This is a genomic window from Nocardia sp. NPDC055050, from assembly GCF_053608345.1.
On record NZ_JBSGVG010000019.1, the window covers coordinates 61,851 to 77,256 of the forward strand.

General features: G+C 63.4%; 7 protein-coding genes. 5 read left to right on the forward strand and 2 right to left on the reverse strand.

Going from position 1 to position 15,406, the window contains the following annotated elements:
- Positions 1–99: 99 nt before the first annotated feature.
- Positions 100–1,314 (reverse strand): hypothetical protein, encoded by a 1,215-nt coding sequence (locus ACWGCN_RS20645; protein WP_452457773.1) that lies wholly within the window; start codon positions 1,312–1,314, stop codon positions 100–102.
- Between the two features lie 381 nt (positions 1,315–1,695).
- Here ACWGCN_RS20645 and ACWGCN_RS20650 point away from each other — a divergent pair, with 381 nt between their 5' ends.
- The 5 genes from ACWGCN_RS20650 (at position 1,696) to ACWGCN_RS20670 (ending at position 8,877) form a co-directional block, all read left to right on the forward strand.
- On the forward strand, positions 1,696–1,896 hold the full coding sequence (locus ACWGCN_RS20650; RefSeq protein ID WP_452457772.1) for a hypothetical protein: 201 nt from the start codon (positions 1,696–1,698) through the stop codon (positions 1,894–1,896).
- Positions 1,897–2,021: 125 nt separating this feature from the next.
- Entirely contained in the window at positions 2,022–2,858 is an 837-nt protein-coding gene (locus ACWGCN_RS20655; RefSeq protein ID WP_452457771.1) for a vWA domain-containing protein, read from the forward strand.
- Positions 2,855–3,712: a hypothetical protein gene (locus ACWGCN_RS20660; RefSeq protein ID WP_452457770.1), complete on the forward strand. Its 858-nt coding sequence runs from the start codon at positions 2,855–2,857 to the stop codon at positions 3,710–3,712. Before ACWGCN_RS20655 ends, ACWGCN_RS20660 begins: the two co-directional genes overlap by 4 nt.
- A 4-nt stretch (positions 3,713–3,716) precedes the next feature.
- Complete coding sequence (locus ACWGCN_RS20665; RefSeq protein ID WP_452457769.1) at positions 3,717–5,852, forward strand: protein kinase domain-containing protein; 2,136 nt, start codon at positions 3,717–3,719, stop codon at positions 5,850–5,852.
- Between the two features lie 532 nt (positions 5,853–6,384).
- Entirely contained in the window at positions 6,385–8,877 is a 2,493-nt protein-coding gene (locus ACWGCN_RS20670; protein ID WP_452457768.1) for an AAA domain-containing protein, read from the forward strand.
- Positions 8,878–9,293: 416 nt separating this feature from the next.
- Here ACWGCN_RS20670 and mobF read toward each other — a convergent pair whose 3' ends face one another.
- Positions 9,294–15,185 (reverse strand): MobF family relaxase, encoded by a 5,892-nt coding sequence (gene mobF, locus ACWGCN_RS20675; protein WP_452457767.1) that lies wholly within the window; start codon positions 15,183–15,185, stop codon positions 9,294–9,296.
- Positions 15,186–15,406 lie beyond the last annotated feature (221 nt).

The following is a 15,406-nucleotide window of genomic DNA, read 5'->3' on the forward strand; positions in this document are numbered from 1 at the left end:
TCACATTCGGCACACCAGCTGTGCCGAGAAACAAGTTCCGTGCGAAAAGTGTTGGGCTTACAGTAGTGCACGGAATCGATCGTCGTCGCACCGTGGATTTCACGCGATCGCGTTTCCGGCGGCGAGCAATTTTGCAGCACGGAGCGCTTGTCCCGCACCGAACCAACCTTTCCTGCGTAGGTGGTCCTCCCAATCATCCTCATCAAGTCGGTCATAGGTGATTTCATATGAAAGGCTCTCGCCTGGAATGAGGGCTGTCTCAGTGAAATACCATGGGCTGTCGCCATAGTCTTCTTTCTGAACGACTTTCCATACCGTATAGCGGTAGCCAAGCATGGCTTGTGAGCGCAGTTGGGCGATCTTGATCAGCATCTCGCTCAGCTGTTGTACAGACTCGGTGGGATCATTGAGCAGGACGCCAAGGTCCGCTCCCGCCGCGCGCACTGCCATGGCGAGCTGCCCGTAGAACTCGACGGCATCTTCGTCTGGCTTCCACACATGGGTCGAGACCGTTTCACAAGCAACGGTTTCGAGCTGGACCCCGATAATGTCCTCAGTCGATGAGACGACGAACCGGTAGTACAGATCGGTCTCCCAGACCCGGACTCGGACACCACGTGCGCTGATACTCTCGTCAGCGATTGCCTGCCTGAGCGCAGCAATCAGAACGCTGCGCGTGGAGTCGCTCAGGATGCTCCGATAGATTTCCAGCTTATTCGTGTGTTCCCGCATCTGCTGATCCATGAGCTCGGCGCGCACCGCCTCGAGCGTCCCACCGATCGCGATGTTCCGCACACGCCTAGACTCTTCGACAGACAGGTGTTCTGTCGCCGTACGCACTTCGGGTCGCGGGAACTCGGACGAAGGGCGGCCGACGAGGTCGAACGAATCGTCTTTTCCCCAGGAACTTTCGGGCGCAACGGTCTTCGTCATGGAATCGCCGATTCCGGACGTTGGATACACCATTCCGGCACCACCGCGGAACACCGAGTCATCATCGGCCCGTTGCCACAAGGAGTGAATACGTTCGACAGTTTCCTGCACATCCGTTTTCCGCACACGTTGCCGCTCGATGAGCGCGCACACAAGCGATTCCAGGTTTTCCCACCGCACTATGCCCTGGCCCTTCAACACGGCCGCGACTCCCTGGTGGCTAAGGGTGCCGGGCAAGTCGTCGCGGTCACGGATCCCGGCACTGACGACGCGAAGCGCAGGTTTGCCCGCCGCAGAGTACAGCTCATGCAAGGCAACAACCAGGTCGCGGCGGGGCCCGCACGGCAGTTGGTCCTCACCAGGCATCCGAATGCCGACCATCGAGTCCCGTCTTTCGTGTCAGGTTGTGTCAGGTATCGATCTCTGAGCAAGGCTATCTCAAGACGAAACATCAAGTCTTGGAACGGATTGACAAGGATCGATCAACGACTTCCTCCACCCCGCACAGTTGAGTACGTGCCACCACAGCAGGTGGCCGGAAAGGGATGGCATGGACGCCCAGAGATCCTCCAACCACCGGACCAGCGCCGCACGAGCAGCGCTAATCCGCGCAGCCGTCGGCGGCTTGTGTTCCGGCGTAGCCCGCGCCGTCACCGGATGGCTGATCCATCTGCTCGCCGACACCAGTTAACTTGCTTGACAGACCATCGGTCACAGCAGTAGCACGCAAAACCCGGCACCGACTCGGATTCACGCGAGTCGGTGCCGATCAGGCTGGACGCCAAGGACGCCTGCCATGCTCTCGATGACCTGAAGTGCCTCGTGGAGTCCGTCGCCAAGGTCGTGCTGGATATCAATGGCACCCCGCCAGCCTCCAACGACGACTTCCAGCCGATCGTCACCAACGCCCAGACACGGCACCTGCAGTTCGCACGTCGATCAACTGCGGGTTGCCAGCTGTGAAAAGTTCAGCGGCACAGTGGGGTTGACATCGATCACCCTTTGCGATCCCATTGCGGTTGCTGAGTTGTGAGGCTCACTCGACGGGTGTGTCTTGCTGTGGTTGTCGCGAGCAAGGGGGAGCATGTATGTCGTACACGGCAGAGATCAGTCGTAGCAATCCAACCTGTTTCGTATTCCTGGTCGACCAGTCGACGTCGATGGAGGATCGGATCGGTGGCGAAGTGCCACAGAAGAAGGCAGAGGTAGTCGCTGATGCCATCAATCGCCTGTTGACCGAGCTCTCCGTGAAGTGCGCGAAGGAAGAGGGCGTCAGAGACTATTTCCACGTCGCAGTAGTCGGATATGGGTCAGCTGTAGGGTCCGCATACTCCGGTGTACTCGCCGGTCGTGATCTGGTGCCGCTCAGCGAGGTCGCCGACAACCCGGCACGAGTGGACGAGCGCCGCAAGAAGGTGCCGGACGGCGCCGGCGGGCTCGTCGAGACGAGCGTCGCTTTCCCGCTGTGGATGGAGCCGGTCGCGAATGGCGGCACCCCGATGAATCGCGCGCTGCGATACGCAGAAAACCTCGTTCGTGGGTGGATCGAACGGTATCCCGGCGGGTTCCCGCCGATCGTCATCAATCTGACAGACGGCGAGTCGACCGACGGCTCGCCCGTCGACGCCGCCTCCGCGATCACCACACAGGCCACCGCCGATGGGGCGGTACTTCTGTTCAACCTGCACGTGTCGGCCGCGGGCGGGTCCCCGATCACCTTCCCCAACTCGGATGCCGAGCTACCGGATGCCCACGCGCGAACGCTTTTCGGTATGTCCAGCGTGCTGCCGAGCCACATGCGTTCATATGCCGCCTCGCAAGGACATCAGACCGGCGATACGACTCGCGGATTCGTCTACAACGCCGACATCACCTCGGTCGTCCAATTCCTGGACATCGGGACCCGTGCGACCGAACTGCGGTGACGACGCCCGGGCTGTACATCACCCACCTGGTCTGTCCCAAAGACGGTCATTCGGCAGACGAGTGTGAAGACGCGGTATGTGTCTTGCCGGCGCTCGCCTTCGATGAGTTGGTCGATGGCCCGGTGGCGGCGAGCGTGTGTGACGGCGCAAGCGAGAGCGTGCTGGCCAAGGATTGGGCGCAGCTACTGGCCTCGGCGTCCGCAGCCGCAGCGCTGCACCATCCAGGATTCTTCAGGTCAAGGGCCGCCTTCGAAGATTTCGCCGGCGACGTGGTCGACAGCTGGGAGCCATGGCTCGACAACTACGTTCATCAGCGCGGTGTATCCGGAAAGCCCTTGAAGTGGTACGAGCAGTCGAAACTGAGGGGCAGTACATTCGCCACCTTCTTGAGTGTGCGGGTGACGCCGACGGTCACTCCACTCACAGCCCAGTCGGACTCCGGACCGGCAGGAACAGGCTGGCTGTGGCACGCGGCGGCGTTGGGAGATTCGTGCCTGTTCCACATCCGGGACGAGCGGATGTTGCGTTCATTCCCCGTCCAACACTCCGAGGAGTTCGGAACTAGCCCAGACCTGTTCGGCAGCCGAAACCGCGACACTGCTTTGCTAGCAGAGCGGACCCGATTCGATGAAGGCCGTTGCCTGCCGGGTGACCGGCTGCTGTTGATGTCCGATGCGCTGGCGGCGTGGTTCATGGCGGCGCCCCGTCCGGACTCCGCACTGCAGGAACTGCTGGAATTCGGAGGGCCGCACGACGCAACGAGATTCTCCGGATGGCTGGATGATCTCCGTGCTCGACATGAGTTACGAAACGACGACGTTGCCCTGATCCGGATCGACTTCGAGGGCAAGTAGCGGGATGGCCATGACCACCGGCCGCGATTTCCCCACGGCGGGCAACTATCAAGAAGCGCTGCAGCATCCGCGTTTGTGCTTCACCGATGTGGATCTGCAGAAGTCGGAACCGGAACTGACAAGACTCCGGCAGCCACGGGCGATCTCGGGAGCATTCGCCAGCGTCTTCCCGCTGACCCACACGGTGACCGGCCACAAATATGCAGTGAAGTGCTTCACCCGGCATATCCCCGACCAGCAGTCTCGATACAGTGCAATCAGTGATCAACTGGCCACGCTGAAGGATCTGTCGCAACCCTGGAAGGTCGGTTTCGAGTATTTGCCGGATGCGGTACTCGTGGGTGCCGACCGCTACCCGGTCCTCAAGATGGAGTGGGTGCGCGGTGTCACGCTGTCGAGATGGCTCGACAGCCACCATGACGACCGGCACCTCGTCGACAGGCTCGCTGATCGTTTCGTCGAGATGGTCGCGGACCTGACCGCCCACGGCATTGCCCACGGCGACCTTCAACACGGCAATATTCTGGTGGCCGATGACGGAACGCTCCGTCTGCTCGACTATGACGGGATGTTTGTGCCCGCCTTGGCAGGAAGCGGAGGAACTGAACGAGGACATCGCAACTACCAGTCGCCGATCCGAGGCAACGGCGACTTCGATGCCGACATCGATCGCTTTTCCGCGTGGCTCATCTATCTCGCGCTCAAGGCAGTCGCCGTTGATCCCGGTCTGTGGAAGAACCTGCACGAGCCGGACGGGGAGTACCTTCTGCTTCGAGATGAGGATTTTGAACACCCGACCACCTCATCCAGGTTTCCACTTCTCCTGTCGCACGCGAACCCGCAGGTACGGGACCTCGCCGACGTCGTTCGGACGCTGGCCTTCCAACCGCTCGCCGCCGTACCGGCTTTGACGGGCGCCGCGGCCACGGCGAACACAACTGCCACTACCCCCAGGCCGATGGCCACCGGCCGCCTGCCTTCGTGGATCTCCAGTCACCTCGACCCCGCCGCAACCGAGTCCCTGCCCCGGGCCGCATCGGGTGCTGCACTGAGATATCACGGGCGCCGCGTCATCGACGGTCTAGCCGTCGTCATCCTTGCGATAACGCTGGTGATGCCGCTGATGTGTGCGCTCTTCGGCGTCCCATTCGTTCTCGGGCTCATCCCGATCGCGGCTGCGGCTATCGGCACGTGGGCGGCTCGAAGATCGCGCGCCGAAACCGCAGCTCTTCGAAAACAGCTGTTGGACTTAAGCATTCGACGTCGGGCGGCAGCTGATGTCGTCAACGCCACTGCGGCGATCCAACGTGACCGGGCACAGCTCGACCTATCCGAGCAGCAACGTCAGCAACAGCTGGGCGAGCAGCGGGACTCCTCGAAAATCCAGCACGATCGAGACATCGCTCAGATCGAGCAGAACAAGAACACCGTATGCCACGACGTCGACCGTTCGTTGGCTGCACTCGCACAGGATAAGCAACGCAAGCTCGACGAGGCCCTCGCGGCAGAGCGGTGGGCGTTCGTGCGAGCCGAACTCGCGCGTCATCGAGTATCCGATGCATCGATCGCCGGGATCGGGATCTCGTTGACAACCAGCCTGGCCGACAAAGGGATCCGCACCGCAGCCGATCTCCGGGGAATCAGGTTCACCGCGAACCCCGCAGGATACAACTCTCAGAAGGCCTGGCTCCAGCTCACGATCGGAGGCGAGGTGAATGTCCACGGGATCGGCGAGAAGAAGGCGAAAGAGCTGATGAAGTGGCGCGATGGCCTGGCCGCCCGGGCAAATGCCCGATGCCGCATCGCAGCACCCACGCGGCGCCTGGAGATCATCGACGAGTTCGACAGAAAGCGCAGACCGCTCGCGGTGAAGAAGCAGCAGGCTCTCGACACAGCCGACACCCAGCGATCGCAGGCGCGGCAGCGCCTGGAAGGCAGACAGCGTGACCTGACCGAGCGAGCAAGAGTAGCCGCGGCGGCGGCCGCCACAGCGCGGGAAGATCTCGCTCGACGCATGGTAGGGATCCAGAACGCACCGGCGGAGCTGGCGCGGATCGACCGAGACATCGCCGAGGCCAGACGGTACGGGCGAGCGTTGTCTCACACGCGATACGTACGGTTCGCGTTGACTGGCCGCTGAGTCCGAGTTGCGCGGCCACTGTCGTCGCGTTTCAGCGGGAGCGCGTGCCGCCTGCCCGACCGGCCATCGTTGGCAGGGGCGGCCTTGCTGGTGATCTGCGCCGACTCGACGAATCCTGTTGCTGCCCAGACATTCTCAGTCGTAGGCGGTAGCATTTGCGCTGCGTGGGTATCGAGCTGCCAACCGTGGCTGCGGGCGCTGAGAACGAGTACGGTCCGCTGGGGAGTTCGGGCGAGGGGGTTCGGTGGTCGATCCACGGGTTGTCGCGGTTGTCATTCGGAGGAAGGGGGACTGGGTCCCTGAGGACAAGACGCTGGAGACCCGAGGGTATGAGCCTGGGCCACAACGAATCCAAGTGCATTTCGGCGGTTCGACGCCCTACGCGTTCGGATGGGATCGAGTAGCGATTCTCGAAAGACCTTCGCACGTCGCACTGGGGGCTGACGTGCGGATTCTCGTCGATGGTTCGCCGGTCGATGCCGTCGGGGCTTACTTGTTCGCTGGCCCGCCCGCATTCGGCTCGTGGTGGCATGTGGCGAACCGCAAAGGCGGGTGGGATGCCTACAGCGAGACTCGGGTGCAGGTGCTGCCGAATGGCGCGAGTCTTCCCCGCGCACGCGATGTGCTTGCCTACTGGTGCGCGGTGGCGGAACAGCTGAAGGGTGATTCCGGGGTGCTACTTCGGAATCACCAGAGCCTGGAGTTCATCCACCCGGACAGCGCGTTGGCCAGGATTCTCGCGCGGGCACCGATCGACATTCTGCCCGATGACCAGATGACGCTGCCGGTATATCCGTTCCGCACCAACCTGAGTCAGAGCACAGCCGTGCGCAATGCGTTGAGCGCCCCGATCTCGGTGATCGACGGCCCACCAGGGACCGGAAAGACGCAGACCATCCTCAACATCATCGCCTCGGTCATCTGTCGACCTGGCGCGACGGTAGGGGTGGTGGCGTTCAGCAATTCCGCGGTCGACAATGTCTTCGAGAAGCTGACCGAGGAGGGCTTCGGACTGGTCGCGGCGAATCTCGGGAAGAAGGAGAAGCGGGAGGAGTTCTTCCAGAGTCAGGTCACCCGCAATATCGCCGTCGACGCGCTGGTAGACGCGGTCGCGGGCAGTGTTACCGACGCCGCCGCCGAACTCGGCGTGGTGAACCGACGTCTGGTTGCCCTGCAGGAGCAAGACCGTGAGCGCGCCCGGCTGCGCCAGCAACTGCACGCCTACCAGCTCGAACAGCGACACTTCCAGTCGTTCTTCGACCGGAACGCGGTAGCGGACGCCGACGCGCTGCCCCTGTTGCGTCGCTACAGCGCCGGCAAACTGCTCGACTTCATCGCGGACACCGATCCGAATTGGGTCGGTGATAGCGGATGGGCGCGATTGGTCGACACGATGAACCGGTACTTCAAATACCGGGCGCTGCGTCGGGTCGACGCGGACGATACCCAGGTCGTATTGCGTATTCAGCGACTGTATTACGAGAAGAAGATCGCCGAACTCGAACGGCGGGTCGGGCAGTTGACCACAGCGCTGGCGGGCCGGAATTTCGCCGAGCTGCAGGCCGACCAGACTCGACTGTCCCAGCAACTGCTCGTGGACGCGTTGCGCGCCCGCTACGCCGGCTTGTCGCGGACTATCCATACCAACCGGTATCGACACCAGTTCGGGCGCTTCGCGCAGGACTATCCGCTGATCCTGAGCACCTGCCATTCGCTGCAGAACAGTATCGGGCGCGGGACGCTGCTGGATTATCTGATCATCGACGAAGCATCACAGGTCGACCTGGTGACCGTTGTTCCGGCCTTGGCCTGCGCGCGCAATGTCGTCGTGGTCGGTGATCTGGCGCAGTTGCCCCCGGTAACGACCGACCGCACCGACCTACCCCTGCCACCCGAGCCGGTCTTCGACTATCGGCGCAGCATTCTGGCCACAATTCTCGACCTGTATCCCGAGCATGTGCCGCGGGAGATGTTGCGGGAGCACTATCGGTGCGATCCCGACATCATCGGGTACTGCAATCGGAAGTTCTACCGCAACAAGCTGATTCCCTACACCAGCAGTACGCCGGGCGTTGCTCCGATGCGCGTCGTCCGCACCAGCTCCGGCAACCACATGCGCCGCAGCTACCGCGATGACGACCCTATGTCGCGAGGGCTCAGCAACGAGCGTGAGATCGATGTGATCCGGCACGAGGTCCTGCCCTGGGTGTCCGCCGACTTCCCGCCGCACCGCGTCGGGGTCACCACGCCGTACCGCCGTCAGGCCAACAAGGTGGCCGACGCGCTGATCGCGTCCATCGAATCCGACACCGTGCACAAATTCCAGGGTCGGGAGAAGGACGCGATCGTGATGACAACGGTCCTCGACGATACGCACAGCGGCGTGAAGGCTCTGCAATTCGCCGATGACCCGAACCTGATCAATGTCGCAGTGTCCCGCGCGAAGCGCTTGTTCGTCCTGGTCACGCACCCTTCCGAATTGCCCGCGAGCAGGCATCTGCGCGATCTGATCGGATATATCCGATACCGGGACCCTGCCAACGCGGTCGTCGACAGTGACGTGGTGTCGATCTTCGATCTGCTCTACACCGAATACAACCAACGGCGGCGTCGCAATCCACAGATCGGGTGGGGGCGAACCCAGTGGGATTCCGAGGACATCGCACTCACAACGATCGACGGCGTTCTCGCCGAACCCGGGCACGAGCACCTCGCCGTCCACCCACAGGTCTGCCTCGGAAACGTGTTCTCGGACGGGCGGGAACGGCTGGACGTGAAGCATCGCGAATTCATCCGGCGCCGACCGTCGTTCGACTTCGTGCTCTACAACCGGATCACCAGCCAGAACGTGGGTGCCATCGAAGTGGACGGCTTCAGCACCCATGAAGCGGACCCGACCCAGCTAGCCCGTGACGCTTTGAAAGACGAGATCTGCCGCCGCTACAACTTCCAGCTCCTGCGCCTGTCGACTACCGGAAGCCAAGAGGCTGCGAAAGTCCGCCGGTTCCTCGGCCGGCTGCCTTGACGCTACCCAATAAGGGGTCAGTTCAGGTTGCGAGTCCCCCTCGCACACACATTCGTGGCGTGCGTGCCATTCTTCGGGCTTTTCGGTGTGCGGCACCCTCGCGCACCGAGGAGCGCATCTCCATACAAGTCAGACCTGTGCAGACGGTTTTCGCGGGTGGCAACTGGGCCACTTTCGACCTGATCTAAGCTTCTCAGACACCATCGGCTACTTGTGCTTGACAGGGTTGGTTCGCGTGATCGAGCCACGCTGGCCGGGCTGCAGGAACGAATTCACGGCCTGTCGCTGGTGTTCGCCGCTCCCTCTGTGGAGTACCAAAGTCGTCTGCTTGGCCAGCCGGTGTGCGTAGCGGGTGAGTCCCCTACGGCATTGGCGCACACGTAGGTCAATAGGTCCAGTCCTGTCAGATCGGTCGCCTATAGACCCAGGTCTGGTGGGCGAATCTGCTGGTTGCTCTCCAGATCGAGATACTCCTCGCGACCGAAATCCTCAGCCGTCAGTGCGAATTCGAGGCGTGCACGCTCCTCCTGATGTCGTTGCGAGTGCGTCAGCGCTTGTCTTCTCTGGTGTTCTACACGGTGGTCAGCGAGCTCGGAGCTGATGGTCTGCTGTAGTGCTACGACTGCAGCGTCGCGTGCTACGTCGTCGTGGTCGGTGGCTTGAGCCTGATCGGCGAGGCGGCGGTGTTCGTCTTCGATTGCGATGTGTTCGGCACGGGCTGCCAGTTCGTTGGCGGTGCGGTTGGCGGCGCGCGCGGCGGCGCGGGCGTGTTGGTGTGCTTCGGTGTGCTGGCGATGTTCGCCGGTCAAGGTGTTTATGTGTTCTTGCAGGGTCTTGCGCTGGCGGCGCCGCGTCACCGAAAGCACATCAATTTCCTCGCGCGCGGCCTCAAGCGCGACCGACGTGGCATGGAGTCGACGGATGGCGGTGTCGAGTTCGTCGGCGCACTGCCGGGCGGCTAGCTGTGCGCGTTCGGCGGCGAGACGGTGCTCCGCCACGGCCGGATCGGGTTCGACGTCGACTTCATCGTGTCGGATCGGTGCGAAGAAGTCGGCCTCGGTGGCGATGTTTCCGCGTCGTTGATGAAGGCCCTCGATCGCCTGGGTGAGTTCGTGATCGGTGAGTCGCTGCAGCGAGTCGAACACGGGTAGTGGTTGCTCGGTGAGCGGGTTGTCGAGGAGCCATTGCTCGACGATGGCGCGCCGGGCGGGATCGAGCGCCCGCCAATCGCGGCGCAGCATCGCTAATGCCGCAGGCGCGGGGTGTGTTTCGGTGATGTGGGTGCATCGTGCCGTGAAGTGGTCGGCGGGGTCGTGGTCGGGAACTCCCGGTCTGCCGTTATCGCGGCAGGAGTGGCACAGGCCGTCGTCGGAGTGGCGCGGCGGCACAGGGATACTCGCGTTGCGGGAGCGTTCGATGCTGCAGTCGACACACGCAAGTCCCGCGACGGTGGGCATCGCGGCCAGGTCGTAGTCGATCGGGAACCCGACGTCCGCTGTTCGAAGTCGGTCGGCCGTCCCTCCTTCAGGGCTGTCGGACGATTCCGCGTCAGCGAGATAGGTGTCGAAGGCGTCGTTGCCGGCGGCCTGGATCGGGTCGAACACGGTTGGTGTGAGGGTGGGGTCGGTGTTCTCGCGATGGTCGTAGACGGGGCGGGATCGTTCACGATCCGGGCCGGTGTCGCGGCGGAAGGTGTGTGGATCGGTCGTTGGTGTGCACGCTCGGATCAGCTCACGATGGTGCGGGAATTGGTCTGCGGCCCAGCGAAGTCGAGCCTGTGCGACCGGGAAGCTGCACTGGTACAAGGTGTCCGCGACGGTGGTCAATACGCCGCGCTCTTCCTCGGACAATGCGCCACTGAAGCGGCGGAAGGTATCGACTGCTTCGGTGACCCGCCCCGCTGCGAACAGTCGTGCAATGTCCTCGATCCCGGACGTCGTGTCGCTCCGGGTGGGTTTGTCGTTGTGGTCCGACCCGGTGGGCTCGTCCGTGCTGGGAGGCTGGCGGTTCTCGGCGGCGTCGGTCGCCGGTGGCTGTTCGTAATCGGCGGTAGTTGTGCCTGTTTCGGCGACGGTTGGTGTGGCTGGCTGGGGTGTCGGAGTGTGGTGGTGGAGGGCGTCGATGCGCCAGGCCAGCGCGGCGGCGAGCTGGTCGGGACGCAGCGGTGCAGCGTCGTCGGGTTGGGCGCCTTGCAGGAGTTCGTAGGCGGTACTGAGCAGATCGTGTGAGGACCAGGTGCTGGTAGCGCGTTCGACAGCGGCGACGACGCGCGGCCATGCCTGTTCGGTGGTGAGCTGTTCGGCTATGGCCGTGCCGAGGACTGCTTCGAGGTCGGGTAGCCACTCGGGCCGGAGGAGGTCGGTTCCGGTGGTGTCGAGAGCGGACGGCTCGAGTTCCAAGCGCGTCCACAGTGCCGCGGCGGGCATCTCATCGGGCAGCGGGTGGTGTGAGGCGGCATCGGTGAGCAAGGTGGCGATGTCGAGCCCGGCGCGGTCTGCGAGGTCGATCTTGTCGGCCACCGTTGGCCAGTAGAAGTCGGTTGTGATGCGGGGATCGATGCGGTCGACGACCTCGGCCCACCTGTTGCGCGGAAGCGTTGGATCGCCGTAGGCGTCGATGACGCGGTGCTCGAGGCGCTGTTGGTGGTGGCGTTCGAGGTCGGTGTCGCGGGGTGGTCCGGTGGGTCGGGTATCGGTGTCGGGGACGTGCAGTCCGGCTCGCCACACCGCAAGCTCGCCGAGCAACGCTGGGTCGGTGCCCAGCAGCGGTCGTACCCACACGGGTGCGGTGCTCGGTGTCCAGCGTTGTGCGGTGGCCCGGATCTGCGCGGCGAGATCGACCACGATCTTTTCGCGTGCCGCGACGGGTTCGGCGACAACACGATCAACTATCTGGTCCGGAAGTCCAGGAGTCCACGCCAACGGACCGGTGCCTGCGGAATGAGCACCGGTCGGGTCCAGGCGCCAGTCCAGAACCGCGGCAGGATCATCAGCGGTGTCGAGTTCCCGTGTGCCAGCTGCGGCGCGGAGCGCGGCGACGGGATCGGCGCCGGTGAGCGCGATCAGAGCGAGGTGCTGGCGCAGGATCGGGTAGGCCGGACTGTCGGTCAGGTTCGGGTGGACGGTGTCGGCGGCGTGGTCGAGGGCGTCGAGTCGGGCAGGGCCGAGTGCGTGTTCGGCGGTCAGGCCGAGGGTGTCGAGGTAGATATCGACCGCTCGCCCGATCCGCAAGGCGGGGTCGAGGGCATCGCGCAGTGTGGTGTGCGCGGACTTCTGCGCTCCATCGCGAGCCATCACACGGTGCAGGACCTCGACTGCGGTGGGCGGGTAGGTGGCGGGTTCGGTGTAGATCGCGCCCTCGGCGCCGTCGAGTGCGGTGACGATGTAGGCATGGTTGGCGTGGATCCCGCGGGTCATCGCGACATACAACTGTTGTCGTGATTCGCGTCCGGACAACGCGACATGGCAGGCATCGGCGGTGATTCCTTGCGCGGAATCGATCGTCGACGCGTACCCGAGACGCACATGTGCGCGCACATACTCGACCGGAAGCCGCACGGTTTTGTCGCTGTCGGTGCCACGGTGGCGGTGCGAAACGGTCAGCGAACCATCGTTGTGGACGTCGTTGACGGTCCAGGAATAGCCGTTGCGAACCCAGTCGCGCTCGCCGAAACGCAGCTTCGGGTTGTTGCGTCGCGTGCGCACTATGTCACCGACCGAGGCGAGAAGACCGTCGGCAAGCACCACTTCTGGACCCGGTTCGGTGCCGGTTCGAGCGAGTCGGTCCGCGCGGGCGCGGGCGTTGAGTGCCGTCACCACCTCGTGCTTGGGCGCCAACATGACCGCGTCGCGACCCGCGAGATCATCGGCCGACCATGCTTGGTAGGTGTCGTCGTAAACCGACCCGGTGTGCCCGGCGTGGATGCGGTCGTTGTCCAGGTACCAGGCCAACGCGACGGGGTCGCCCTCGCGCAGTCCGATCGAGGCGGTCGCCTCGGCGGTGGAGGAGAACCGGACGACGTGGGACAGGGTGAGGGTTTGTTCGGGCGAGGCGGCGTTCATGTCGGCGTCGGCGCCCCCGGCTTCGATCGCCGGCAGCTGCTTGTCGTCGCCGATGCAACGCACGGTAGCCCCTCGTCCGGACAGGAACTGCAGCAGTTGTAGGCGTTTGGTGTTGCCGAGTTTGACGTGTTCGTCGACGATCACCAGCGTTCGGTCGTCGATGTCGAGGACCCATTGCGGCAGTGACGGCGGATGATCAGCGGCGATGTTCGGACCGTTCGGGCTCGGGGTGTGGCGGTGGATGACGTCGAGGAGTTTGTCGACGGTCTCAGCGCGGGTGGCGATCGATTCCCCGAGGACAGCGGCCGCAGCTGCGGTGGGGGCCATGCCGAGCACGGTTCCGCCATCGGAATGCCATGCGGTGGTGAGGACTTGCATCGCTGTGGTCTTGCCGGTCCCGGCGGGGGCGTTGGCGGTGTGGACACGCAGCCCGGAGGTGGCGAAGGAGGAGATGACACCGATCTGGCCGGCGTTGAGCGGACGATCCGGGTGCTCGGTGTTGTAGTGGGCGACCGCTTTGCCCACCAGCTCGGCGTTCAGGACGCGGGCGCCGGGTTCGACCGACAGCTCGATCAACGCTGCTTCGACTTCCAAGGTGGATTCGGTGGTGTAGATCTGGGAGTTCGCACGAACATGGACAGCGGTGGTGTCGCTGCGACGCAACCACATCGGTACGGCCCGCAATGCCGGTTGTTCAGTGAGGTCGGGGTCACCGCGTGCAACTGCAGACGGCGGTGACAGTGCCTCGGCCACAACTCTGTCGGGAATCCAGTTCCAGTCGGCGGATGCGATTCGGCCGCGGAGTTGTCGATCGACCTCGGCGCGGAGGTTGAAGATCCCCCAGGTCGAACGCCGGGCCGATACGCCGACCAGTGCACGTTCGGCAGCCGCGGTGATGAACGCGGCATCGGGGTCCGGGCGTGGTGTCGCAGGGACCGACATCGTGCGGGTCACGATGTCTTCGACGCAGTCACGGCCTCCGAATAGTTGACGGGCATGTGCTGCCCAGGTGCCGCGTTGCTCGGCGAGTGAGGTCGAGAGGTGTTTGGTCGGGCGGGTTTCCAGTGTCGCGCGGTCGGAGAGGTCGTAGATCTCTTTCGGGGATGGTTCACGCCCGAAGGTTGTTTGGAATGCTGCGGTGAGTTGGTCGAGGCGGGCGACGATCGCGGCGCCTCGCTGTGACCATGCTTCGATGAGTTCCAGGGGTATGCCGACGATTTCACGGATCGGGATTTGTTCGGAAGTGCGGCCGGGCCGGGCTTCGAACTGCAGATCGAGGTCGGTTTCGAGGTGGTGCTCGATACGGGAGTCGAAGATTTCCGACGCGGTGACGACGGCTTCGTAGAGGGTTTTGGAGTCGATGGTGCGCCATTTGCCGTCGAGGGCGCGGACGCGGTTGGCGATCAGGATGTGAGTGTGGAGGTCGGGATCGCCTGCGCGGCTGTCACGGTGGGTGAATCCGGCGGCGACGATCCCGTCGACGTCGACCTGCCGGATCCCGTTGCGGCCCAAGCGAGTGAACATCGCGTTGTGCTCCAACCAGGTCAATGCATCCTCGATCGCGTGCCGGTGCGCGGCCTCGATCCGGTGCGAAATCTCGGGTGAAGCGAGCGCCCACAGGACTGAGACGCTTTTGACGGGGCTGAAGGTGATGTCGAAACCGGCGACGGCGGAGTGTTTCGGGCGTGAGTTCTTCGCGACCCACCCTGACAATTCGCGGGCATTCAACGGTGCACGTTTGTACTCGGAGGTGAACATTTCTGTCGCGACTTGTGTGCGGATTCGTGCGCGCTCGTCTTCCGGAATTGCGGTAGTGGGTGGGAGGTTCTGTTCGGAATTATGTGCGCGATAGGCATCGGAGCACTGTTGCCGGTACTGGGACTGGGCTTCGTAGACGGCGAACTTGTTGCCCAGTTTCGATGCTTTCTCCGCGGCTCGGGTGGCTTCGCGGTCGTTGGCACCGAGGGCGATCTGGTGCGCGTAGACCCGGTCTTCGATCTGTTCGGCGTTCGGGTGGATGCCCAGACCGAACAGCGACTTCATCTGCGACTCAGTCACTTCCGCACCCGGGTCGATGCCGAGCGCGGTCAGGCCGCCGCCTTGCCATCGTCCGGGTGCTTCGCCGTGGGCTGAGTAGTAGTCGGCTAGTGAAGAGCGGCCACGTGCTGTGGTGTCGTTGGCGGCGATATTGCGTACGTAATAGTGGTATCCGTTGCCTGCGGTGACTCGGTGAATTGTTGCGACCATGCCTTCAGTTGTCGCCGAGAAAATAAGCTCTGGCAAGGGTGGAATTTCGCTGTGGGAAGTATTGGGAAATGTTGAGAATCGTTGAGGGAGTATGTAATCGGATTGTTACTCCGTAATGTCAGACGTTTGCATGGAATTGGGGATGTGAGAAAGGCGGGTGTGGAACGTGGTGGAGGGCGATGGTGCGTCGGTAGGTTGCGGCGGAGCGGCATGCGAAGAAC

Bases quoted from the DNA above. Each gene is read 5' to 3' on its own strand.
- ACWGCN_RS20655 (WP_452457771.1), top strand. From the start codon at position 2,022: ATGTCGTACACGGCAGAGATCAGTCGTAGCAATCCAACCTGTTTCGTA.
- ACWGCN_RS20645 (WP_452457773.1), bottom strand. From the start codon at position 1,314: ATGGTCGGCATTCGGATGCCTGGTGAGGACCAACTGCCGTGCGGGCCC.
- mobF (WP_452457767.1), bottom strand. From the start codon at position 15,185: ATGGTCGCAACAATTCACCGAGTCACCGCAGGCAACGGATACCACTAT.
- ACWGCN_RS20665 (WP_452457769.1), top strand. From the start codon at position 3,717: ATGGCCATGACCACCGGCCGCGATTTCCCCACGGCGGGCAACTATCAA.